Here is a 22,336-nt window from a genome sequence, read left to right as displayed (position 1 = left end):
CGGATGAGGCGGTACTGGCCGATCGGCCGAGGAGCGGCGCGGCCGTGCTGGCTAGCGTCGTGCGCATGACGCAGCCGCTGGATCCGCAGACCCGCATCGGTGACACCGAGAGAGCCGAAGCGCAACGGATGCTCGCCGAACACCTGGAAGCCGGCCGCCTCACCTCGGAGGAGTACGGGGAGCGCGCCGCGCTCGCCGGCACCGCGAGGTTCGCCGCCGACCTGCTGCCACTGTTCGCCGACCTGCCCGGCCACCACCGCCCCGCCGCGCCCATGTCGTTCACCCCGCAAGCGCCGCCGCAGCGGATGGTGCGCGCCGAGGTCAGCGGGCCGATCCAGGCGCTCGGGATCGCCGCGGCCGTGTTCATGGTGGGCTGCGTCGGCGTGTTCGGGCTGACGGTGCTCTACGGGATGTCGATGCGCGGGATGGTGCAGCTCGTCGCGGTGGTCGGGGTGCTGTCCTCGATGCTGTTCGTGGCGCTCGGCCTGGTCCGCATGCTGCGGCCGGGTCCCTCCCGCCCCTACGATCGACAGGGTGGGTGACTCCTCCTTCCCGGACATCAGGATCGGCGATGTCGAGCGCGCTGACGCGCAACGCCTGCTGAACGAGCACCTGACCGCGGGCAGGCTGACACCGGAGGAGTACGGCGACCGCGCGACCCAGGCCGCGGGCGCCCGCACCCAGGGCGACCTCCTCCGGCTGTTCACCGACCTGCCCGCGCCGCACCCGGCCTTCGGGACCCCGCGACCGGCGGACGCCTACACCCCACCGCCGCCTCCGGTGGCCTACGAGCCGCGGATCGAGCACCCGCCCGCCAAACGCGGCCCCAGCACGTGGATGGTCGCCGCGATCACCGTGCCGATCATCGTGCTCGGCGTCGTGGTCACCATTCTCGGCACCTTCGGCTCCACCTCGTTCCTCATCGGGCTCGTGGTGGTCGGTGTGGTGTTGCTCCTGCTGTTCGGCGGAGGCTGACCGCTCCTCGTCCGCGCGCCTACCATTCATTCTTGTGAGCGAACCCGACCCCTCCCTGCTCCGCGTCGGCGACACCGAACGGGAAGCCGCCGTCCAGGCCCTCGGCAAGCACTTCACCGCCGGGCGGCTGGACGTCGACGAGTACGGCGAACGGACGGCGAAGGTCACCACCGCGCGCACCCAGGGCGAGCTGCTGGCCGTCTTCTCCGACCTCCCCGAGCCGCACCCCGACCTGAGCGGGCTGGTGCCCCGCTCGGCCGTGCCCGCGGTGGCCGAGGACACCGAGCTCGACGCGCCGGGCATGACCAAGGCGCAGCGGGTCACCGCGGGAGTCATGGCCGTGTCCTGGGTCGCGATGGTGCCGCTGTTCTTCCTCCTCGGCACGTGGATGGTCTTCCTCGCCCCGCTGGCGCTGTCGATCTTCCTCGGCGCGGTGTGGGGCCCGAACTGGAACGACCCCGAGGAGCGGGCGAAGCAGGCGCGCAAGCGGGCCAAGAGGCGGCTCAAGCACATGGAGATGCACGACGAGCTGCGGCGCGAGGTGCGCGAACACCACAAGGAGATCCGCGACCGGCACCGCGAGATGCGGGACCGGCACCGGGAGCTGCGGCGCTCCGACGACGATGATGCTCGATCCCGCAAGCGGATCGTCGACGAGGACTGACCCGCGTGGAGCCGATCGAGATCAACGCGGGCCACCACTACCTGCGGGCGCTGCGCGCGGACGACCGGCTGGACGACCGCCCCGCACTGGTGAGCGCGTTCGCCGACGAGGAGATGCGGCGCTGGGTCTACCACTACAGCGTGCCGGACCTGGAGGCCGCCGGGCGCTACGTCGCACTGCGCACCAGGGAGTGGGCCGACGACGAACGCTGCTCGTGGGCGGTCGCGGAGCCGACGACGGGTGAGCTGCTCGGCGAGGTCGGCCTGAAGAACCTCGACCTGGACGCGGGCACCGCAGAGGTCGCGTGCTGGACGCACCCGCCGGCCAGGTGCCGGGGCATCATGACCGAGGCGGTCGGCGCCGCGGTGCGCTTCGGCTTCGGGGCACTGGACCTCAAGGAGGTCCGCTACACCCACGCCGAACCGAACACCGCCTCGGCCAGGCTCGCGGAGAAGTGCGGGTTCACCCTGCGGGGAGGGCTCCCCGGGGAGACCGAGGTCGACGGCGAGCCCGCGACGCTGATGGTCTGGACGCTGCGGCTGTAGGGCGTCGCTACGGTACGTCGCATGCGCGCGCTCGGAGCCCTCATCGCCGTCCTGCTCCTCGCGGGGTGCACGGCGACGCCCGACGCGAAGCCGAAGCGGACCCGGGCGGACGAGCCGCTGCCGACGACGACGGCCATCACGCTGCCGCCCCGCCCGCGCGAGGTGAAGCTGGACCGCGCCGACCCGTGCACGCTGCTGACCTCCGCGCAGCGCAAGGAGCTGGGCATGGACCGGCCACCGCTGCCGGGCCGCAACCCGAACATGGGCGATGCCAAGGTCTGCGACTTCCGGGACAGCACGCGGGCGCTCTCGGTGCGGATCGGCCTGGTGCTGGTCCAGGGCGTGGAGGTGTGGCTGGACGAGACCGCGCAGGCCGACGTCACGCAGACGCAGATCGCCGGGTTTCCGGCCGTGGTGGTGCGCACCGCCGCCCAGACCGCCTTCTGCAACGTCGACGTCGACGTCGCCGCCGGGCAGTTCCTCGACGTCCAGTTCGGCAACGCGGGCAGCGGTCACCCGCCGTCGCTCGAGCAAATGTGCTCTCGCGCTCAGGAGGTTGCCCAAGCCGCCGTGCGTACCCTGATCAGCGCAAAGTGAGTGACCCTGCGCGGTGAGTTACTAGCCTGGTCCAGCGTTCGTCACGGGAAGCGTTCCAAGTGATCACTCACAGTCGCTACAGTGGCCCCGGCAAGACGTCCGCGCGCAGGGATCGGGAGTGCACCGTGCCGTTCTCCAACGCCCCGAATGGCGACCTGTCCCGCCGGTTGGCCGATTCGGAGGCGCTCTCCGGCGGGTCCGGGCAGCAGCGGATGAAGGTCGAGAAGGCCGCCATCCCGACGATGCGCAAGGCGTTCCAGCGCGCGCTGGACCGGCTCACCCCCGAGGTCGGCCAGGCCCGGTCCGACCTGCGCATCCGGCCGTGGGCGGGCGACCCGGTCAGCGCGGAGGCCGCCGCCAGGTTCAACGACCGCTCCATGGACAGCGGCGAGGCCGCGCTGGGCGCCCTCGAGGGCTACCAGCAGCAGCTGAACAACGCCGTGCAGGCCCTCGACCAGATCGAACGCGGCTACCGGCGCATCGAAGGCGGTAACCGGGACCTGATGAACGACAGGCAGTCCGGCTGCTGACCCCGACTTCCCCGGTTGCAGGAGGCGAAGAGATGAACGCCGACCACCGCTGGCAGGGCTACTCGCACGAGGAGCTGTACCGGCAGTTGCACAGCGGGCCCGGCCCGGCCGCGTCGGCGGCCTCGATCCGGCGCTGGTCGGAGATGTCCAAGGCGCTCGACGAGATCGACAAGGACATCAAGGAGGCGCTCGCCAGGGGCGGAGCGGCCTGGGAGGGCAGGGCCTCCGACGCGGCCCAGGGCAAGCTCAGCCCTCTCGTGCAGTGGGCGCGGGACGCCAAGACCGGCGCCGAGGTGATGCGCCTGTCCGCCGAGCAGCAGGCCGAGCACATCGGCAAGGCGCGCGCGGACATGCCGCGCCCGGTCAAGGTCAGCGCCGAGCAGCCGAACGCGCTGGTGGCCGGCTTGGTGCACCTCTTCGGCGGGCAGACCGACTACGAGGTCCAGGAGGCCGCCCGCTCCACGGCGGAGCGCCAGGCCGTCGAGGTCATGTCGGCCTACCAGGCCAAGACGACCAGCAACACCAGCACGCTCGGGCAGTTCACCCAGCCGCCGCAGCTGTCCGTCGAGCCGCTGAACCCGCGCGTGGACGGTGCCCCCGTCCCCGGGCACGGCAGGCCGGTCACGCGCCCTCGAGGCGGCTCACTGCCCACCCAGCGCACGCCCGTCAACCGCGGCACCACGAGCCAGCCCACCCGGCCGTCCACCAGCGCACCGGCCGCGAAGCAGATCACGCCCGGTCCGCGCGCGGTGACGCCGACCGCCACGCACGTCAGCCCGCCGCCCGCGGTGCGCCCCGCCGCCGCCCTGCCCGGCGTGCCGTCGCTGTCCCCGGCCCCGCCGTCTGCACCGTCTGGCATGGTCACCCAGGCTTCCGCGGTCTCCCTGCCCGCCCCGCAGACCTCGCCGCCGAGCAGCTACAGCGTGATCGGCGTCGAGCAGGTGCAGTCCGGAACCGCGCTGGCCGGGGTCTCGGCCCGGCGCGAGGAGGACCGCGAGCACCGCGGCGCCGACTACCTGGTCGAGACCGACGACATCTTCGGGGACTCCTTCCTCGTCGCCCCGCCGGTGATCGGCGAGTCGTGACCCTGTTCGGCGAAGCCCCTGCCAGGGAGGTCGTGCTCTCCGCGCTGGAGTTCGACGTCCTCTGGAGCCACCTGGGCCTGCCGGACATGCCGCTGGTGATCAAGGTCCCGTCGCCGGGCAAGACCTATCAGGAGCGCGCGGAGCTGGAGCGCGCGGCGTGGGACGGCATCGGCGAACGCGGCCTCGGCAGGCCGATCCGGCTGGACGCCGAGCTGGAGCGGATGCTCGAAGTGCTCGCGCTGCCGGACCGCGAGGTCGACGGCCGGATCTGGCTCGGGCACAGCGTCCGGGTTCTCTGCGCGGCCCGCGGGAGTGACGGAGTGCTTGCGGTGCTTGAAGGTTCGCAGCTCAAGCTGCGCCAGACCACCGACTTCGGGCTCCCCCGCATCGCGCTGTCGGTGCTGCCCGCGCTGCCCGCGGGGACGGGGCGGTCGATCACCTTGCCCAGCTCCGACCTCGACGCGGCGGCCGCGCAGGCCGGGAACTCCGTCGAAGCGCTCGAAGCCGCGCTGCGCCAGTACGGGGTGCGCGCCGAGGACGCGCACGCACTGTCCACTGTGGTCAGTGAAGTCGGCGATCGTGGCCAGTTCGGCGTCGCGGCAAGGGACGAGCACGGCAGGCGGCGGCGCGCGGACCGGGTGATCGCCTTCTTCGACACCCCGGCGGGCCGCTACCTGCAGACGCGGAGCGCCTCGCCGAGCGGTGTCCCGTGGAGCACGATCTCCCCAGCCGACAACCGCAGGCTCACCCAGCACCTGGACGAACTGCTCGCCGAACTCACCGATCCCGATCTGTAGCAACGAAAAGGGCGCCCCACGAGGAGGGCGCCCTTCACCGTCGCCTCAGTTCGCGGCGGACTCCAGCATCTGCTGCCGCGCCTCCGGGGCTGCGGTCCGCTTGGCGTCGGCCGCCTGGTCGTCGGGCTGCGTCTGGGAATCCCGCTCGGCCTCGACCCGCGCGGTGTAGACCTCCACCTCGCGCTTGATCGTCTTGTCGTCCCAGCCGAGCACGCCCGCCATCAGCTCGGCCACCTTCTCCGCGCAGTCCACACCGCGGTGCGGGTACTCGATGGAGATCCGGGTGCGCCTGGTGAGCACGTCCTCCAGGTGCAGCGCGCCCTCGTGGCTGGCCGCGTAGACCACCTCGATCTGCAAGTAGTCCGGTGCGCTGGGCACGGGCCGCAGCAGCTCCGGCCTGCCATCGGCCTCGGCGAGCACCTCGTGCACCAGCGAGCCGTAGCGGTTGAGCAGGTGCCGGACCCGGTACGGGTGCAGGCCGTGCTTGGCGGCGAGCTGGTCGGCCTGGTTCACCAGCGCGTGGTAGCCGTCCGCACCGAGCAACGGCACCTTGTCTGTGATCGACGGGGCGATCCGGCCGGGCAGGTCCACCGCCGCGGCGTTGATCGCGTCGGCGGCCATCACCCGGTAGGTCGTGTACTTGCCGCCCGCGATGGCCACCAGGCCCGGCGAGACGCGCGCGACGGCGTGCTCGCGGGAGAGCTTGGAGGTGTCGTCGCTCTCACCGGAGAGCAGCGGCCGCAGGCCCGCGTACACGCCCTCGATGTCGTCCTTGGTCAGCGGCGTGGCGAGCACCGTGTTGACCTGGTCGAGGATGTAGTCGATGTCCTGCTTGGTCGCCGACGGGTGCGCCAGGTCCAGGTTCCAGTCGGTGTCGGTGGTGCCGACGATCCAGTGGTTGCGCCACGGGATCACGAACAGCACGGACTTCGCGGTGCGCAGGATCAGCCCGCTCTCGGAGACGATCCGGTCGCGCGGGACCACGATGTGCACGCCCTTGCTCGCCCGCACCCGGAATCGGCCGCGGCTGCCGGAGAGCTTCTGGATCGCGTCGGTCCACACGCCGGTGCAGTTGATCACCGCGTGCGCCTGGACCTCGGTCTCCTCCCCGGTCTCCACGTCGCGCACGCGCACGCCGCAGACCCGGTCGGACTCGCGCAGCATCCCGATCACCTGGGTTGACGTCCGCACGACCGCGCCGTAGTGCGCCGCGGTGCGGGCCACCGTCATGGTGTGCCGGGCGTCGTCGGCCTGCGCGTCGAAGTAGCGGATCCCGCCGATCAGCGCGTCCCGCTTCAGCGCGGGCACCATGCGCAGCGCGCCCGCCCTGGTGAGGTGCTTCTGGCCGGGCACGGACCGCGCCCCGCCCATCGTGTCGTAGAGCATCAGACCGGCGGCGGTGTAGGGCCGCTCCCAGATCCGGTGCGTCAGCGGGTAGAGGAAGCTCACCGGCTTCACCAGGTGCGGCGCCAGCCGGGTGAGCATCAGCTCGCGCTCGCGCAGCGCCTCTCGGACCAGACCGAATTCCAGTTGCTCCAGATAGCGCAATCCGCCATGGAAAAGCTTGCTGGAACGGCTCGACGTCCCGGACGCGAGGTCGCGCGCCTCCACCAGGGCGACCCGCAGGCCACGGGTGGCGGCGTCCAGCGCGGCGCCCGCGCCGGTGACCCCGCCGCCGATCACCACGACGTCGAACTGCTCCGAACCGAGCTGTTGCCAGCTCCGCTCCCGGTCGGCCGGGCCGAGCTCGGCCGCGCCCACCGAGGGTGTCGTCCTGCCGGTCGAACCTCGTGCTTCCCGCTTCGCCACGCGGCATCGCCTCCCTGCGCCCGGCGCGTATTGGACCAGCAATCACGCTACTCGGCAGTCCGATCAGACGAACACCCATGTCATCGGGGTAACGGAATCACTCGGTTCAGAAACAAGCCGTGGACATCCACTCGCTCGCGGAAGTACGGTCCGCCGAGTTCGAGGATGCGCCGCCGCAGCCCTGACGTGGGTCGCGCTGTCGCATGTGGACCAAGCACCGACAGCAGAGGGGCTGCGATGACTGGCGGAGAGATCTTCGTCTGGGAACTGATCGGAACGGCGATCCTGATCCTGATGGGTGCCGGAGTAGTGGCCAACGTCACCCTGAAGGACTCCCTCGGCCACAACGGCGGCTGGCTTCTGATCAACTTCGGCTGGGGCTTCGCGGTCTTCGCGGGCGCGAGCGTCGCGGCGCCCAGTGGCGCGCACCTCAACCCCGCGGTGACCCTCGGCCTCGCCGTCGCGGACAAGATCGAGTGGGCCCAGGTGCCGATCTACATCGCGGCGCAGATGATCGGCGCGTTCCTCGGCGCCACGCTCTGCTGGCTGACCTACAAGCTCCAGTTCGACAACCACGACGCCCCGGAGAACACCCTCGGCATCTTCTCCACCGGCCCCACCGTCGACAACAAGCCGTGGAACGTCCTCTCCGAGGTCATCGGCACCTTCGTGCTGGTGTTCTGGGTGCTGGCCAGCCCGACGGTGAAGGTCGCCGAGACGGGCGTGCCGCAGTTCGGCAACTCCGCGCTCGGCTACGCCGCGGTGGCGTTCCTGGTCGTCGGTATCGGCAACTCCCTCGGCGGGCCCACCGGTTACGCGATCAACCCGGCCCGCGACCTCGGCCCGCGCATCGCCTACGCGGTGCTGCCGATCAAGGGCAAGGGCGGGGCGAACTGGGGCTACTCCTGGGTTCCCGTCGTCGGCCCGCTGATCGGCGGCGCGCTGGCCGGTCTGCTCGCACTGGCCCTGATCTGACCCCCGTCCGCGCAGAAAGGCGACAGCTCACATGACGCAGTACGTGGCAGCGATCGACCAGGGGACAACCTCCACCCGCTGCATGATCTTCAACCACTCCGGCCGGGTCGTCTCCTCCGACCAGGTCGAGCACGAGCAGATCTTCCCGAAGGCCGGTTGGGTCGAGCACAACGCCGAGGAGATCTGGGAGAACACCCGGCGGGTCGCGGCGGGCGCGCTGGCCAAGGCGGACTTGACCACCGCCGACATCGCGGCCGTCGGCATCACCAACCAGCGCGAGACCGCGGTGGTTTGGGACCGCACCACCGGCAAGCCGGTCTACAACGCGATCGTCTGGCAGGACACCAGGACCGACAAGATCTGCGACCGCCTCGGCGCGCTCGGCGGCGGCCAGGAGCGCTACCGCGGCAAGACCGGTCTGCCGCTGGCCACCTACTTCTCCGGCCCCAAGATCGCCTGGATCCTGGAGAACGTCGAGGGCGCGCGGGCCAAGGCAGAGGCGGGCGACCTGCTCTTCGGCAACATGGACACCTGGGTGCTGTGGAACATGACCGGCGGGGTCGACGGCGGCGTGCACGTCACCGACCCGACCAACGCCTCGCGCACCCTGCTGATGGACCTGGACACGCTGTCCTGGGACGCCGAGATCGCCAAGGACATGGACATCCCGCTGTCCATGCTGCCGGAGATCCGCTCCTCCTCCGAGGAGTACGGCAAGGTCCGCGAACGCGGCGCGCTGGCCGGGGTGCCGATCGCGGGCATCCTCGGCGACCAGCAGGCCGCGACCTTCGGCCAGGCGTGCCTGTCCCCCGGCGAGGCCAAGAACACCTACGGCACCGGCAACTTCGTGCTGCTCAACACCGGCACGGAGAAGGTGCTCAGCGAGAACGGCCTGCTCACCACCGTCTGCTACAAGATCGGGAACAACGCCCCGGTGTACGCGCTGGAGGGCTCGATCGCGGTCACCGGTTCGCTGGTGCAGTGGCTGCGCGACAACCTCGGCCTGATCAGCACCGCCGCCGAGGTGGAGGAGTTCGCCAAGACCGTCGAGGACAACGGCGGCGCCTACATCGTGCCCGCGTTCTCCGGGCTGTTCGCACCGTACTGGCGCTCCGACGCCCGCGGTGCCCTCGTCGGCCTCACCCGCTACGTCAACAAGGGCCACATCGCCCGCGCGGTGCTGGAGGCGACGGCCTTCCAGTCGCGCGAGGTGATCGAGGCGATGAACGCCGACTCCGGTGTTCCGCTGACCTCGCTGAAGGTCGACGGCGGCATGGTGGTCAACGAGACGCTGATGCAGTTCCAGGCCGACATCCTCGGCGTCCCGGTGATCCGCCCGGTGGTCAACGAGACCACGGCGCTCGGCGCGGCCTACGCGGCGGGCCTGGCGACCGGGTTCTGGGCCTCCGAGGACGACATCCGGGAGAACTGGGCCCAGGACAAGCAGTGGGAGCCGGCCATGGACGACAAGGTCCGCGACCGGGAGTACCGCAACTGGAAGAAGGCGGTCACCAAGACCTTCGACTGGACCTCCGACGAGGACTGACGACGGGGAAGCGACAGGGGCGCCCCGGCATCGGGGCGCCCCTTTTCCTTGCCCTGCTTCAGTTGTCGCCCTGCGAGCGGCTGCGGTAGGTGGCCACGACGACACCACCGCAGACCCCGAGCGCGATCACGCCGAACAACGCGGCGGTGATCAGCTCGCCCACGACCGAGGCCGAGGGAACGAGAAGGAAGACGGCGAACGCGGCCACCACGAGGCCCGCGAACGCGGTACGAGCGCGCACGAAATCACCCCCGGAATTGATCACGAAGCGGATCCGGCCCCCTGCCGAACCCTGCGCTCTCACAGACGCAGATACGTCGCGGCGCGTTGCGCGGTGTGACCCGTTCCAAGCCGCGGCAACCGAATGCGGCCCCGCGACGTTGTCACTGCTTGGGGTGCACCGTGAACTCGCTGGCGAACCCGCGGAGATCGTCGCGCGCCCGCGCAACTCCGGAGCCACCGGTGCCTCGGCCGACGCCAGGGCCGCCGAGCAGGTGCGGGCCGAACCTGATCTTTTCGGGCCGACTCAGTCCAGGTCGTCGTGCCGCATCAGGCGGCGCCCCGCCTCGGTGATCGTCCCGGACAGCGACGGGTACACCGAGAACGTGAACGCCAGGTGCTCGACCGTGAGCTGGTTCTGCACCGCGAGCGCGATCGGCAGGATCAGTTCGCTGGCCGTCGGGGCCACCACGACGCCGCCGATGACCACACCGGTCTGCGGACGGCAGAACAGCTTCACGAAACCGCGGCGCAGCCCCTCCATCTTCGCCCTGGCGTTGGTGGCCAGCGGCAGCATGATCGTGCGCGCGGGCACCTTGCCGGAGTCGATCGCCTCCTGGCTGATGCCCACCGTGGCGATCTCGGGGTGGGTGAACACGTTGGCGGCGACGGTCTTGAGCTTGATCGGCTGCACGCCCTCGCCGAGCGCGTGCCACATCGCGATGCGCCCCTGCATCGCCGCGACCGAGGCGAGCATCATCAGCCCGGTGCAGTCACCGGCCGCGTAGACACCGGAGACGTTGGTCCGCGAGACGCGGTCGACCGGGATGAACCCGCCCTTGCCCAGCTCGACACCGACGCTGTCCAGGCCGATGTCGGAGGTGTTGGGCACCGAACCGACCGTCATCAGCGCGTGGCTGCCCTCGACCATCCGCCCGTCGGCCAGGTAGACCTGCACGCCGTCCTTGGTCCGCTCGACCCGGTCGGCGCGCGCGTACTTGATCATCGTGGTGCCGCGCTCGGCGAACACGTCCTCCAGCACGGCCGCGGCGTCGGCGTCCTCGTGCGGCAGCACCCGGTCCCGGCTGGAGACCACGGTGACCTTGACGCCCATCTCGGTGTAGGCGGAAGCGAACTCCGCGCCGGTGACACCGGAGCCGATCACGATCAGGTGCTCGGGCAGCTCCGGCAGGTCGTAGATCTGGCGCCAGGTGAGAATCCGCTCACCGTCGGGCTGCGCCCCGGGCAGGATGCGCGGGCTGGCACCGGTGGCGATCAGCACCACGTCGGCGAGCAGCACCTCGGAGTTGCCGTTGAGCATCTCCACCGCGATCCGGTGCTGCGCGAGCCCCGGCGCGTCGTCGCAGAAGCGGGCCCGGCCGGACAGGATGCGCACGCCCTCGCGCTGCAGCCGCGCCCGGACGTCGGCGGACTGCGCCAGCGCCAGGCCGCGCACCCGGCCGTTGACCACCGGCAGCTCCACGCCGACCTCGGCGTCGTCATTGCGAATGCCCAGCTCGTCGGCCGCCCGGAAGGCCGCGCGGGCCCCGGAGGAGGCGATGAAGGTCTTCGAGGGCACGCAGTCGTAGAGCACGCACGAACCGCCGACACCCTCGTCCTCGACGACGGTCACGTCGGCCCCGTGCGGCGCGGCGACCAGCGCCGCCTCGTACCCGGCAGGTCCGCCGCCCATGATCACAATGCGGGTCACGGAAGAATCCTCCTAGAGCACTGGCCGTCTACGCCGAGCGCGTCAACCGTACGCGCTACCCGAACGGTGCGAGCCGGGTGTCCGCGATGCCCGACGGGTCCCATCCGTTGATCGAGGTCGCTACTCTGTCTCTCGTGCCGCTCTACGCCGCGTACGGCTCCAACATGGAACCGGACCAGATGAAACAGCGAGCCCCGTACTCGCCGATGTCGGGGACCGGCTGGCTCGTCGGCTGGCGACTGACCTTCGGCGGTGAGGACCTGGGCTGGGAGGGCGCGCTCTCCACCATCGTCGAGGAACCCGACTCGCAGGTCTTCGTCGTGCTCTACGACGTCAGCCCGGAGGACGAGGCCCGCCTCGACCGCTGGGAGGGCAAGGAGCTGGGCCTCTACAAGAAGATCCGGCTCCGGGTGCAGACCCTGGAGGGGTCGGTGCTGGCCTGGCTCTACGTGCTCGACGCGTACGAGGGCGGTCTGCCGTCGGCCCGCTACCTCGGTGTGGTCGCGGACGCGGCCGAGGCCGCGGGCGCTCCCGCCGACTACGTCAACGACCTGCGCACCCGCCCCTGTGCGGGCCTCGGCCCCACCTGAGCCCAGCCGCGCCGCCGGAACGCGGCCCGGAGCCGGGCCACCAGGGCGGTGGGCGTCTGCAGGTCCGCTGGCCCGGCCCAGACGCCGACCCAGCCCAGGTCGGTGAGCGCCCGGTCCCGCGACAGCTCCCGCGCCGCCTCCGGCGGATGCCGTCCCGGTTCGCGATAGCCGAGGGCGATCCGCAGCTCCGGCCAGGCCAGTGGCACGCACCCGTCCAGGTCCGGGATCTCGTACTGCACTTCGGGCAGCGGGAAGCCGTTGTCGACCACGAGCAACCGCAGTGCGCTCTCCTCGGCCGTCCGGGCTCGTTCGGTGATCAGGTCGACCATCGCCAGCGCGCCGGTGACGCCGCGCCGATCCCCGCGTTTGCCCAGTCTGCCCCGCAGCTGTTCCCGGAAGGCCGGTCGCAGGTCCTCCGGTAGCGAGCGCATCAGCTGGTCGGCACAGGCGAGCGCGGTGTGCCTCGGGCCAGTGCACAGCAACTCGGTGAAGACGAGTTCCGGGGCGAGCACCGGCAACTCGTCCAGCTCAACCACGTCCTCCGGCCCGAACGCGGCGTGCCTGACCAGCAACCCCGGCCTGCTCCGTGGCAGGCGCGCGTGCGGCACCGTGACGCACACCCGCCGCGTGTCCGCTGCCATGCAGCCGTACATCGCGGCCGCGGTGAAACCGGAGAGCACGGCCCCGGATCCGATGGCGATCAGCGCGGCGGCGGCCATCGTCTTCGGGTCACCCATCCGTTCTCGCGGGACGATCACACCGCGCCAAGGCTGGACGAGCCTGCCGTAGCGCAGGGCGTTGCGCAGTCTGTTCTCTCCCAGGGCGTTCAGGACGGAGCGGTGGCTGTACGCCCAGTGCCAGGGGTCCGGTCGGTTCGGCATGTCTCGACGATGCGCCCTCTCCGGACCGGGCGGCGCCGAGATCAGCCGGTCTGTGGACAACTGCCGTCGTTGTGGACAACTAGCCGGACGTGCTCACGGAAAAGGGGCGACCGGTTCGCACCGACCGCCCCTTTTCCCTGCTTGATCAGGCCAATGCGGTGAGCGCCGTGTGCACCATGACCCGGACCCCGGCGAGCAACGCGCGTTCGTCCAGGTCGAAGGTGGGCTGGTGCAGGTCGCGCTGCGGACCGTGGCCCGGCCAGACGCCCAGGCGCGCGAAGGACCCCTCCACGTGCTCCAGGTACCAGCCGAAGTCCTCACCACCGGAGGACTGCTCGGTCCCGGCCAGCGCGTCCTCGCCGAGCGCGGCGAGCACACCGGAGCGCAGCAGCCTGGTGCTCTCCCGCTCGTTGACCACGGGCGGCACGCCGCGGCGGTGCTGCAGGTCGAAGCCGACGCCCATCGGGGCGAGCAGCGCGGTGATCAGCTCGCGGATCAGCGGCTCCAGCTCGGCCCAGGTGTCCCGGTTGCCGGTGCGCAGGGTTCCGCGCAGCACGCCCTCCTGCGGAATGGCGTTGGCCGCCTCACCCGCCTGGACCGCGCCCCAGACCAGGACGGTGCCCGAGCGCGGGTCCACCCGCCGGGACAGCAGCGTGGGCAGGCCGGTGATCACCGTGCCCAGCGCGTGCACCAGGTCCGCGGTCAGGTGCGGGCGCGAGGTGTGCCCGCCCGGCGAGGTCAGCCGCAGTTCGATCAGGTCGCTGGCCGAGGTGATCGCGCCGACCCTGGTGCCGACCCTGCCGACCTCCAGGCGCGGGTCGCAGTGCAGGCCGAAGATCCGCTCCACGCCGTCGAGCCCGCCCGCGGCGAGCACGTCCAGCGCGCCACCGGGCATGACCTCCTCGGCGGGCTGGAAGATCAGCCGGATCCGGCCGGGCAGGCCGGGCGCGTGCGCCAGCGCCAGCGCGGTCCCCAGCAGGACCGTGGTGTGCGCGTCGTGCCCGCACGCGTGCATAACCCCGTCCACAGTGGATGAGAACGGGTTTCCGGTGCGCTCGGTCAGCGGCAGCGCGTCGATGTCGGCGCGCAGCGCCACACAACGCGGCCCGGAGCCGATGTCGCAGATCAGCCCGGTGCCGACGGGGAGGACACGGGGTTTGAGCCCGACGGACTCCAGCTTGTCTGCGAGGAACTCCGTGGTGGCGTGTTCCCGACGGGAGAGCTCCGGGTGGGCGTGGATGTGTCTGCGCCAGCTGACCACGTCCTGGGCGTGGCGCTGCATCCAGGCGTCCAACCAGGACGGCCCACGTCCGGCGCCGAGATCCTCCACAGCGGACATGGTCGCGCCGGTGGGGGTGATCAGCACGTCGGACTGGGGGTAGTCGGGACGGGAGTCGAGGACGGTCACGCGAAACCTCCTGCTGCCGCCGCGCCTGCGGCGACCCGACCGGGGAGACGGTCCGCGACCCCGGCGAGCAGGCGGTCACGCTGCTCGTCGTCGGTCGCGGCGGCGACGGCGGTCCACGCGAGCGCGAGCGCCCCGTCGAGCACCGCGCGATCGGCTGACGCCGACACGCAGGCCGCGGCGAACTCGGGCTGGTGGTTGACCGCGTCTCCACAGTCGATGGCGATGGTGGGGTGAATGCCGGGCAACGCACGGGTGATGTTGCCCATGTCAGTGCTCCAGAGCTGTCGCTTCCGTTCGGCGTCCGGGTCCATGGGTACCCGGCCCAGTTCGGAAATCGACTCTCGATATGCCGAGGCCAACCACCGGTCGGGGTTCAGCTCGGCGTAGATGGCTGAGATGTGGGTGACCTCATGAGTGCAGCCCGTGGCGACGGAACCCGCCTGGAAGCAGTCCCTGATCCGCTTTTCCAGCCTGCTCAGGGAGTCCAGGTCCGTCGCACGGAGGTAGAAGACCGCAGTGGTGTCCGCCGGGACGATGTTGGGCGCCGCGCCGCCGTGGGTGACGATGCCGTGCACCATCTGGCCGGGCTCCAGGTGCTGGCGCAGCAGGCCGATGGCCACCTGCGCGACGGTGATCGCGTCGGCGGCGTTCAGCCCGAGGTGCGGGGCCGCGGCGGCGTGGGAGGTCCGGCCGGTGTAGCGCACCTCGATGTCGGCGATGGCCAGCGACGTGCAGGCGACCGACTCCTCGGGCGAGGGGTGCACCATCATCGCCAGCGCCACGTCGTCGAAGACCCCGGCGTCCAGCAGCGCGACCTTGCCGCCCCCGACCTCCTCCGCGGGCGTGCCCACGAGCTTGACGGTGATGCCGATCCGGTCGGCGACCTCGGCGAGGGCGAGCGCGGCTCCGGTGGACGAGGCGGCGATGATGTTGTGGCCGCAGGCGTGCCCGATCTCGGGCAGCGCGTCGTACTCCGCGCACAGGCCGACGACCAGCTCGCCGGAGCCGAAGGTGGCGGTGAACGCCGTCTCCAGCCCGCCGACACCGTGTTCGACGGCGAAGCCCTCGCGCTGCAGCACGTCAGCGACCCGGGCGGCCGCGCGGCGCTCCTGGTAGGCGAGTTCGGGGTCGGCGTGGATGGCATGGGAGAGCTCGACAAGCGCGTCCGCGTGCCGCTCCACGGCGGAGCGGCACTGGGCCTTGGTGTCGGTGCTCATGTGCATCCATCCTGCACCATGCACTCTTCATAGGTGATCAAGAAGTGGCATGGCGCGGTTGCCGGTCGCCACGCTGCGCCGAGTGGAGCAGCCGACTTCGGTCTGGCTGTATCCGGATAACCGGTCACGGCATAGCGCTTCCACGAAGTGGAGCGCTATGTCCCGTCTATCGTCAACGAAGTCGGAACTATTTCAAAGCCGGTTTACATCCCGGAAAAACAGTACTCCCGTACTGAGATGAACAGTTACCGGCCAGTTACTGCCCGAGGTGACCGCGCACAAATGCGCAATTGGCGTGCCCGCAGTTGCACGATTGTGTGATGGGCGGCCTTGATCAGGCGCTCTGCGCGCGCTTGCGAATGCGACGGCCGATCACCACGGTGCCCAGCAGCACCACGACGATGATGCCGATGGTCACCCGGTTGCCGTCCTCCGGCGTCGCGGGCGGCTGTCCGGCCGGCGGCGCCGACGTTGTCGGCTGCTGCGCCAGATCCTGCCCCGGGAGCGCCGAGGAGACCGGCGCCACGGCGAGCAACCCCAGCACCCCGAACAGGGTGATCACGACGGCTCGGCTCGCTGCACGCATGACTGCCTCCTCCGGCACCCTGATGACGTTTCGAGTCTGCCCTCCTCCCCCGCCCGAGGTCATCCGAGTCAGCGATCTTTATGGCCTTTGTTACTTCTCGTCACCGCGGTCGGCGTACGCCGAACAGGTGCTCCAATGCGAGCTGGTCCAGCCGTTCGTATCCCATGCCACGGGTACCCGCGGCCGCCGCGTCGAACTCCTCCGCGCGCAGGTCGTCGAGGGTCTCCCCGGGGAGCAGCGTCGGCACGGCCAGCTGACCGACGCGTGCGGCGGACATCGCCTCGGCGACCTCGGGATCGGCGCGGAACGCCCGCGCCCGCTCGGCGAAGATCAGGTAGTTGCGCATGCAGGCTGCGGCCGAGGCCCACACGCCGTCCTCGTCCTCGGTGCGCGCCGGCTTGAAGTCGAAGTGCCGCGGCCCGTCGTAGCCGGCGTGCTCCAGCAGGTCGACCAGGAAGAAGGCGGTCTTCACATCGCCGTTGCCGAAGCGCAGGTCCTGGTCGAAGCGCGGCCCGTTCTGGCCGTTGAGGTCGATGTGGAACAGCTTGCCCTGCCACAGCGCCTGGGCCACCCCGTGCACCATCGACAGCCCGGCCATCTGCTCGTGCCCGACCTCCGGGTTCACGCCGACCATCTCGGGATGCGCGAGCTGGTTGATGAAGGCGAGCGCGTGGCCGATGGTCGGCAGCAGGATGTCGCCGCGCGGCTCGTTCGGCTTGGGCTCCAGGGCGAACCGGATGGCGTAGCCCTTCTCGTCGACGTACGCGCAGAGCAGGTCCAGCGCCTCGGCGTAGCGCTGCAACGCGTCGCGGACGTCCTTGGCCGCGGGCGACTCGGCGCCTTCCCTGCCGCCCCACAGCACGTACGTGGTCGCACCGAGTTCGGCCGCGAGGTCGATGTTGCGCAGCACCTTGCGCAGCGCGAACCTCCGGACGTCGCGGTCGTTCGCGGTGAAGGCGCCGTCCTTGAAGACGGGGTGCGTGAACAGGTTGGTGGTGACCATCGGCGCCACGAGGCCCGTGGTGTCCAATGCCTTGCGGAAGGCCTGGATGCGCTGGTCCCGCTCACGGTCGTCCGCGCCGAACGGCACCAGGTCGTCATCGTGGAAGGTGACGCCCCACGCGCCCAGCTCCGCGAGTTTCTCCACCGCGTGCACCGCGTCCATCGCAGGTCGCGTGGCGATGCCGAACGGGTCGTTGCCGGGCCAGCCGACCGTCCACAGGCCGAAGCTGAACTTGTGCTCGGGACGCGGGGTGTAGTCGGTCACGCGATGCCTCCAAGGTGTGGGACTTCGGTCGGGGCGATCGAGGGGTCGGCGACGACGCGGTCCAGGGCGGCGTGCGCTCCACCGCGCACGGCGGCGGTGAACCCGAGGTCGGAGAGCACCAGGCGGCACGAGCCGGAAGCCATGACCCGCCCGGTGAGTTCCCGTCGCGCCGGTTCGGCAAGCCACTCCCCGAGGAGCGCGAAGTAGCCACCCAGCACGACAGCGGTGGGGTTGAGGACGTTGACGAGGATCGAGGCGCCGACACCGAGGGCGGAACCGATCTCCGCCAGCGCGGTCCGCGTCCTCGGCTCGCCGTCGGCGGCTCGCGAAGCGATGACGCGCAGCCGCTGTTCGAGATCGCGCGCGGAGTCGTGGACCTCATCGCCGGGATCTGCCACCGCCCGCAGCAGCGCGGCCAGTCCGACCTGGGTCTCCCAGCACCCCTTGCGGCCGCAGCCGCAGTCGGCAGGGCTGGGGTTGAGCGGCATGTGCCCCACCTCGCCGGTGAAGCCCGTGGCACCGCGGACCAGGCGGCCATCGGCGATCACTCCGCCGCCCACGCCGACTTCGCCGGTCAGGTAGAGCAGGTCGCTCGCCCCGGCCGCCACGCCGAACGCGTGCTCGGCGAGGGCGGAGAGGTTGGCGTCGTTGTCGACGGAGATCGACTCCCGGGCGAGGTCGAGGCGTCCGGCGAGCCGTTCCGCCACCGAGGCCTCGCGCCAGCGCAGGTTGGGCGCGTGGCGCACGATGCCGTTCTCCGCGTCGACGAGCCCGGGCACCGCCGCGGTGACGCCCGCGACCCAGCTGCCTTCGTCCCGCATCGCGCCGATGGCCTCGGTCGCCAGGTCCGCCAGGAGGTCGATCGCCGCGACCTGGCCGAGCGCCACGACGTCCAGGGACACCCGCTTCGAGAACAGGATCTGGTCGGTGAGGTCGAGCACGGCGACCGCGGCGTAGTTGACGTTGATCTCCAACCCGATCCCGCACACCGCCCGTCCGCGAAGCTCGACGGGCTGACTCGGCCTTCCCACCGCTCCCGCCACGACCGCCCCGAGCTGGACGAGCCGGCGCTGTTCGAGCTCCGCGACGAGGCTGGACGTCGTGGCCTTGTTCAGCCCCGTCCGGCGCGCCAGCAGGGCTCGCGACTGCGGCCCGTCGGAGCGCAGCGTCCGCAGGACCCGGGACAGGTTGAGCCGACGCAGACCGGTCTGGTCCACGGGGCGGTCGACCTGGCCAGGCATGACGTCTCCACTTCGTTTGTTGGATCGACAAACTAAAACGCCCGCCCACCCGGGTCAAGACCTGGTCCGGGGGTGGATCCGCGGGCTGTGAACCGCCGCCTCGCTTGTTCACTGCTGCGGGGCGGCCGTTCACTGCAGGTCAGATGTCGTAGACCTGCTCGCGGGCCGCGCTGTAGGCGGCGCGCAGCTCGGCGCCGATGTCGGATGCACCCGGCTCACAGGTCGTCGAGCCCACGGCCCACATTGGCGGCTCCGCGCTGCCGCTCAGCGCCCACGCGGCTTGGCGGGCCGCGCCCAACGCCACGTACTCGGCGGGCTCCGGCACCTCGACCGGCAGTCCGAACAGCAACGGTGCCACCGCCCGCACCGCGGCCGACCGTGCCGCGCCACCCACCAAGAGCACCCGGCGTGCCTCGACACCCTGCTGCCGAAGCGCGTCCAAGCCGTCCACGAGACCGCTGAGCATGCCCTCGACCGCTGCCCTCGCGAGGTTCTCCGGCGTCATGTTCGACCGCCGCAGCCCGATGAGGGTGCCGCTGGCGTCGGGCAGCTGCGGAGTGCGCTCCCCGTCCAGGTAGGGCAGCAGCACCAGGCCACCCGCGCCCGGCTCGGCCCGGAGTGCCAGCTCGTCCAGCCCTGCCAGGTCGACCCCCAACATCGCGGCGGTCGCGGTGAGCACCCGCGCGGCGTTGAGCGTGCACACCAGCGGCAGGAAGCGGCCCGTGGCATCGCAGAACCCGGCCACCGCCCCGGTCGGCTCCGCGGTCGGGTTCTCCGCCACCGCGAACACGGTGCCGGAGGTGCCCAGGGACACGACGACGTCGCCGGGTCCGGCCCCCAGCCCCAGGGCCGCGCCCATGTTGTCGCCGGTCCCCGCGCCGAGCAGGGCACCGTCCGGGGTCCGCCCTGCCGCCTCCGCCGGTCCGAGCACCCGGGGCAGCTCGGGTGCCCGGCCGTCGAGGGCGGCGGTGAGCAGGTCGGGCAGCCACTCGCCGGTCGCGGGCGAGAAGTACCCGGTGCCCGAGGCGTCACCGCGATCGGTCACCGTCTCCGTTCCCGGTGCGGCCAGCCGCCACGTGATCCAGTCGTGCGGCAGCAGGACCCTGCTCGTGCGGTCGGCGTTGGCCGGCTCGTGCTCGGCCAGCCAGGCCAGCTTGCTGATCGTGAAGCTCGCGACCGGGACCGAGCCGGTGCGCTCCGCCCAGCGCGTCGGCCCGCCGAACTCGTCCGTCAGCCGACGGGCCTGCGGCGCTGAGCGGTTGTCGTTCCACAGCAACGCGGGACGGACGACCTCACCCGACGCGTCCAGGGTGACCATCCCGTGCTGCTGGCCGGCGACCGCGATCGCCCGGACCGGTTCGGACAGGCCGGCCGTGGCTTCGGCGATCGCCTGCCGGGTGGCCCGCCACCACGCGTCGGGATGGACTTCCGTGCCGTCGGGGTGCGCGGCGCGGCCTTCGGCGAGCACCTGGCCGGAGGCGGCGTCGACGGCGATGGCCTTCGACGACTGGGTCGAGGAGTCGATCCCGATAACCACGGTCATGACGTCGGATCATGCGTCACCGCGGTGGGCTGGTGGAAGGGGCGGGTCCCCGGCTCGGACATGGCTCGTATGGGCGTCACCTCCTCTTTCGCTGCCCTGGTCGTGGTGCTCGGTCGGTGCTCCTCACCCAGATTGCGCCGGGGCGGGCGGGGTGGCCGGCGAGAAATCGCGATCTGTGGACAGGGGGTGGAGATGTGGACAAGTCAGGCGGTGAAAGGGGTTTCCGCGGCCGGAATGTCAGTACCCTCCGGGATAATTCGCAGTGGGGGGGTCCCTCTCATTCGGCCATGGGCACCTATCCGCGACGATCACGATGTGTGATCAGCCGAACCGGAGTTGTCGCACAAGGCGGTGACGGCGGCCGAGTTGTGGAGAATGGGAACGTGCCACCGGCCGACGAGGACAAGATCGCCGACACCACGGAGCCGAGCGAGCGGTTGATCGCCGAGCGCTACCGGCTCAAGCGGGTGCTCGGCCGTGGCGCCATGGGCACGGTGTGGGCCGCCTACGACGAGATGCTGCGCAGGCAGGTCGCCGTCAAGGAGGTCCGCCTCCCGCCGGGGATGCCCCCCGAGGAGGCCGACGCCATGCGCGAGCGGACCCTCCGGGAGGCACGGGCCATCGCCGTGCTCTCTCACCCGAACGTGGTCACCCTGTTCGATGTCGTCCGGCACGAGGGCGAGCCGTTCGTGGTGATGGAGCTGCTGCCCTCGCGGAGCCTGGCCCAGCTGGTCCGCAAGCACGGCCCGTTGAACGTGACGCAGACGGCCGAGGTGGGCAACGCTGTCGCCGCGGCCCTGGCCGCCGCGCACCAGGCCGGTGTCACCCACCGCGACGTCAAGCCGGGGAACGTGCTGGTCGGCGCGGACGGCAGGGTGAAGCTGACCGACTTCGGCATCGCGCGCAGCGTGACCGACTCGACCCTCACCAGCGCGGGCCTGCTGATGGGCACTCCCGCCTACATCGCACCCGAGGTGGCCTCCGGCGACCCGGCGTCGCCGAGCGCGGACCTGTGGGGACTGGGCGCCACCCTGTTCGCCGCCATGGAGGGCACTCCGCCCTACGACGTCGAGGACGACCCGCTGGAAACCGTCACGCAGGTCGTGCACGGCGAGGTCCCGACGCCGAGCGACGAGGGCGTGCTCGGCGAGGTGATCCGCGGGTTGATGGTCAAGAACCCCGAGGACCGGATGCCCCTCGCGGAGGTGCGCAGGCGGCTGCACCCCCTGCTTCCCGAGCCCGGCAGCAGCCTCTTCCCGCACGACGAGACCGAACCGTCCGTCGCCCCGAACCCCGTGGTCGAGCAGGTGAAGCAGCGCGGGTCGGAGCGCAGGCGCGCGGTCGAGGCGTCGATGGCCAAGGAGCTCGCCGCCGATCCGGGCCCGCTGCCGTTCATGCTGTCCAGCCCGCCGCCACCGCCGCCGAGGCGGCGGAGCACCCGGCTGCTGACGGTGGCGTGCGCGGTCGTGCTCTTCGTGGTGTCGGCGGGCGGCGGGTTCGCGCTGGCCAGGACGGTCGCCGGACAGGATGTCGTTCCGGACTTCCGCACTCAGGAACCCCCGAAGACCACGCCCGTCCAGTCGGCCCCGCTCGCCCCGCTGGAGCAGCGCAACGACGTGGCGCTGCTCGCCAAGGGCGACCCCGGCGGCGCCTTCAGCCTCAACGTCCCCAAGAACTGGACGGACTTCCAGGAGCAGCGGCCGAGCTCGCCGATGCCGAGCACCCTGATCAGGTTCATCTCGCCGGACGGGCACAACGAGGTGGCCGTGGAGCGCTTCGCCGGCTTCTACCCGCACAACAAGATCTCGCGCTACCTCGACCAGCTCAACTCGATCGCCACGAGCGACGGGGGCGACTTCAACCTCCTCACCCAGAACCCGGCCGCGGGGCAGAACTCCTACGAGAGCGCCAGGGACCTCATCTACCGCACGAGCTCGCCGAAGAGCGGGAAGGCCAACAGCAGGGGCCGGGCGGCCGCGACCGAGGTGCACCGCACGACCTACGCCCTGCTGCTGCCCAACGGCAAGGACCTGTGGGTGCTCAGGGTGACCGTGCCCACCGACTCCGAGGAGTGGGGCAAGATCGATCTCTACGACCGGATCCTGCCCACCTTCGCCATCGCCAGCTGACTCGGCCCGCACCGGGTCGTT

General features: G+C 71.2%; 22 protein-coding genes. 12 read left to right on the top strand and 10 right to left on the bottom strand.

Annotation, left to right across the window (positions count from 1 at the left end; translation table 11 throughout):
- Positions 1-65: 65 nt before the first annotated feature.
- From BLT28_RS32340 to BLT28_RS32305, 8 genes are read left to right on the top strand one after another with little or no spacing between them, the layout of a single operon-like run.
- Positions 66-542 (top strand): DUF1707 SHOCT-like domain-containing protein, encoded by a 477-nt coding sequence (locus BLT28_RS32340; RefSeq protein WP_052406772.1) that lies wholly within the window; start codon positions 66-68, stop codon positions 540-542.
- On the top strand, positions 535-975 hold the full coding sequence (locus tag BLT28_RS32335) for a DUF1707 SHOCT-like domain-containing protein (RefSeq protein WP_052406773.1): 441 nt from the start codon (positions 535-537) through the stop codon (positions 973-975). Before BLT28_RS32340 ends, BLT28_RS32335 begins: the two co-directional genes overlap by 8 nt.
- Before the next feature lie 34 nt (positions 976-1,009).
- Positions 1,010-1,639, top strand: coding sequence for a DUF1707 SHOCT-like domain-containing protein (locus tag BLT28_RS32330; protein WP_052406774.1), 630 nt, complete (start codon positions 1,010-1,012; stop codon positions 1,637-1,639).
- A 5-nt stretch (positions 1,640-1,644) separates the two neighbouring features.
- Positions 1,645-2,184, top strand: coding sequence for a GNAT family N-acetyltransferase (locus tag BLT28_RS32325; protein ID WP_052406775.1), 540 nt, complete (start codon positions 1,645-1,647; stop codon positions 2,182-2,184).
- Between the two features lie 21 nt (positions 2,185-2,205).
- The gene (locus BLT28_RS32320) at positions 2,206-2,781 is read left to right on the top strand and encodes a DUF3558 domain-containing protein (RefSeq protein ID WP_030426886.1); all 576 of its coding nucleotides are present in this window, start codon (positions 2,206-2,208) and stop codon (positions 2,779-2,781) included.
- A 59-nt stretch (positions 2,782-2,840) separates the two neighbouring features.
- Positions 2,841-3,311, top strand: a complete 471-nt coding sequence (locus BLT28_RS32315; RefSeq protein WP_231950498.1) for a transcriptional regulator — start codon at positions 2,841-2,843, stop codon at positions 3,309-3,311.
- 32 nt (positions 3,312-3,343) lie between these two features.
- A complete protein-coding gene (locus BLT28_RS42260; protein WP_030426888.1) occupies positions 3,344-4,396 on the top strand; it encodes a PPE domain-containing protein in 1,053 nt (350 codons plus the stop codon).
- Entirely contained in the window at positions 4,393-5,193 is an 801-nt protein-coding gene (locus BLT28_RS32305; RefSeq protein ID WP_081899954.1) for an ESX secretion-associated protein EspG, read from the top strand. The genes BLT28_RS42260 and BLT28_RS32305 overlap by 4 nt, the downstream gene beginning before the upstream one ends.
- 45 nt (positions 5,194-5,238) lie before the next feature.
- Here the strand turns inward: BLT28_RS32305 and glpD are convergent, their stop codons facing one another.
- A complete protein-coding gene (glpD, locus tag BLT28_RS32300) occupies positions 5,239-6,954 on the bottom strand; it encodes a glycerol-3-phosphate dehydrogenase (RefSeq protein ID WP_030426890.1) in 1,716 nt (571 codons plus the stop codon).
- 285 nt (positions 6,955-7,239) lie between these two features.
- On the opposite strand from glpD, the gene BLT28_RS32295 reads away from it, so the two are divergent.
- Both BLT28_RS32295 and glpK read left to right on the top strand, forming a co-directional pair.
- Positions 7,240-7,977 carry an MIP/aquaporin family protein gene (locus BLT28_RS32295; protein ID WP_030426891.1) on the top strand — a complete coding sequence of 246 codons (738 nt, stop codon included), beginning with the start codon at positions 7,240-7,242 and terminating at the stop codon, positions 7,975-7,977.
- Positions 7,978-8,008: 31 nt separating this feature from the next.
- Complete coding sequence (glpK, locus tag BLT28_RS32290) at positions 8,009-9,523, top strand: glycerol kinase GlpK (RefSeq protein WP_030426892.1); 1,515 nt, start codon at positions 8,009-8,011, stop codon at positions 9,521-9,523.
- Positions 9,524-9,581: 58 nt separating this feature from the next.
- On the opposite strand, the gene BLT28_RS32285 is transcribed toward glpK, so the two are convergent.
- Complete coding sequence (locus BLT28_RS32285; protein WP_156050427.1) at positions 9,582-9,764, bottom strand: hypothetical protein; 183 nt, start codon at positions 9,762-9,764, stop codon at positions 9,582-9,584.
- 285 nt (positions 9,765-10,049) lie between these two features.
- Positions 10,050-11,453 (bottom strand): NAD(P)H-quinone dehydrogenase, encoded by a 1,404-nt coding sequence (locus tag BLT28_RS32280; protein ID WP_030426894.1) that lies wholly within the window; start codon positions 11,451-11,453, stop codon positions 10,050-10,052.
- 134 nt (positions 11,454-11,587) lie between these two features.
- Between BLT28_RS32280 and BLT28_RS32275 the strand changes: the two genes are divergently transcribed.
- Positions 11,588-12,043: a gamma-glutamylcyclotransferase family protein gene (locus BLT28_RS32275; protein WP_030426895.1), complete on the top strand. Its 456-nt coding sequence runs from the start codon at positions 11,588-11,590 to the stop codon at positions 12,041-12,043.
- Here the strand turns inward: BLT28_RS32275 and BLT28_RS32270 are convergent.
- The 7 genes from BLT28_RS32270 to xylB form a co-directional block, all read right to left on the bottom strand.
- Positions 11,992-12,924, bottom strand: a complete 933-nt coding sequence (locus tag BLT28_RS32270; RefSeq protein WP_052406776.1) for a hypothetical protein — start codon at positions 12,922-12,924, stop codon at positions 11,992-11,994. The two genes, BLT28_RS32275 and BLT28_RS32270, sit on opposite strands and share 52 nt — an antisense overlap.
- Before the next feature lie 145 nt (positions 12,925-13,069).
- The gene (locus tag BLT28_RS32265) at positions 13,070-14,332 is read right to left on the bottom strand and encodes a M20 family metallopeptidase (RefSeq protein ID WP_030426897.1); all 1,263 of its coding nucleotides are present in this window, start codon (positions 14,330-14,332) and stop codon (positions 13,070-13,072) included.
- Positions 14,329-15,549, bottom strand: coding sequence for a M20 family metallopeptidase (locus BLT28_RS32260; RefSeq protein ID WP_030426898.1), 1,221 nt, complete (start codon positions 15,547-15,549; stop codon positions 14,329-14,331). The genes BLT28_RS32265 and BLT28_RS32260 overlap by 4 nt, the downstream gene beginning before the upstream one ends.
- A gap of 334 nt (positions 15,550-15,883) precedes the next feature.
- A complete protein-coding gene (locus BLT28_RS32255) occupies positions 15,884-16,135 on the bottom strand; it encodes a hypothetical protein (protein WP_156050429.1) in 252 nt (83 codons plus the stop codon).
- Between the two features lie 100 nt (positions 16,136-16,235).
- The gene (gene xylA, locus BLT28_RS32250; protein ID WP_030426900.1) at positions 16,236-17,402 is read right to left on the bottom strand and encodes a xylose isomerase; all 1,167 of its coding nucleotides are present in this window, start codon (positions 17,400-17,402) and stop codon (positions 16,236-16,238) included.
- Complete coding sequence (locus tag BLT28_RS32245; protein ID WP_030426901.1) at positions 17,399-18,643, bottom strand: ROK family transcriptional regulator; 1,245 nt, start codon at positions 18,641-18,643, stop codon at positions 17,399-17,401. The genes xylA and BLT28_RS32245 overlap by 4 nt, the downstream gene beginning before the upstream one ends.
- A gap of 139 nt (positions 18,644-18,782) precedes the next feature.
- Positions 18,783-20,186 carry a xylulokinase gene (gene xylB, locus BLT28_RS32240; protein WP_030426902.1) on the bottom strand — a complete coding sequence of 468 codons (1,404 nt, stop codon included), beginning with the start codon at positions 20,184-20,186 and terminating at the stop codon, positions 18,783-18,785.
- Positions 20,187-20,569: 383 nt separating this feature from the next.
- Between xylB and BLT28_RS32235 the strand changes: the two genes are divergently transcribed.
- A complete protein-coding gene (locus BLT28_RS32235; protein ID WP_052406778.1) occupies positions 20,570-22,315 on the top strand; it encodes a serine/threonine-protein kinase in 1,746 nt (581 codons plus the stop codon).
- The last annotated feature ends 21 nt before the right edge of the window (positions 22,316-22,336 follow it).

Source organism: Allokutzneria albata, assembly GCF_900103775.1.
In the GTDB taxonomy this organism is placed as follows: Bacteria; Actinomycetota; Actinomycetes; order Mycobacteriales; family Pseudonocardiaceae; genus Allokutzneria; species Allokutzneria albata.
This window is presented reverse-complemented; position numbering and strand designations above follow the sequence as displayed.

Excerpts from the sequence above, each read along its gene's own strand:
- BLT28_RS32340 (WP_052406772.1), top strand. The coding sequence starts at position 66 with ATGACGCAGCCGCTGGATCCGCAGACCCGCATCGGTGACACCGAGAGA.
- BLT28_RS32320 (WP_030426886.1), top strand. The coding sequence starts at position 2,206 with ATGCGCGCGCTCGGAGCCCTCATCGCCGTCCTGCTCCTCGCGGGGTGC.
- BLT28_RS42260 (WP_030426888.1), top strand. The coding sequence starts at position 3,344 with ATGAACGCCGACCACCGCTGGCAGGGCTACTCGCACGAGGAGCTGTAC.
- BLT28_RS32295 (WP_030426891.1), top strand. The coding sequence starts at position 7,240 with ATGACTGGCGGAGAGATCTTCGTCTGGGAACTGATCGGAACGGCGATC.
- glpK (WP_030426892.1), top strand. The coding sequence starts at position 8,009 with ATGACGCAGTACGTGGCAGCGATCGACCAGGGGACAACCTCCACCCGC.
- BLT28_RS32270 (WP_052406776.1), bottom strand. The coding sequence starts at position 12,924 with ATGCCGAACCGACCGGACCCCTGGCACTGGGCGTACAGCCACCGCTCC.
- BLT28_RS32260 (WP_030426898.1), bottom strand. The coding sequence starts at position 15,549 with ATGAGCACCGACACCAAGGCCCAGTGCCGCTCCGCCGTGGAGCGGCAC.
- BLT28_RS32255 (WP_156050429.1), bottom strand. The coding sequence starts at position 16,135 with ATGCGTGCAGCGAGCCGAGCCGTCGTGATCACCCTGTTCGGGGTGCTG.
- BLT28_RS32245 (WP_030426901.1), bottom strand. The coding sequence starts at position 18,643 with ATGCCTGGCCAGGTCGACCGCCCCGTGGACCAGACCGGTCTGCGTCGG.
- xylB (WP_030426902.1), bottom strand. The coding sequence starts at position 20,186 with ATGACCGTGGTTATCGGGATCGACTCCTCGACCCAGTCGTCGAAGGCC.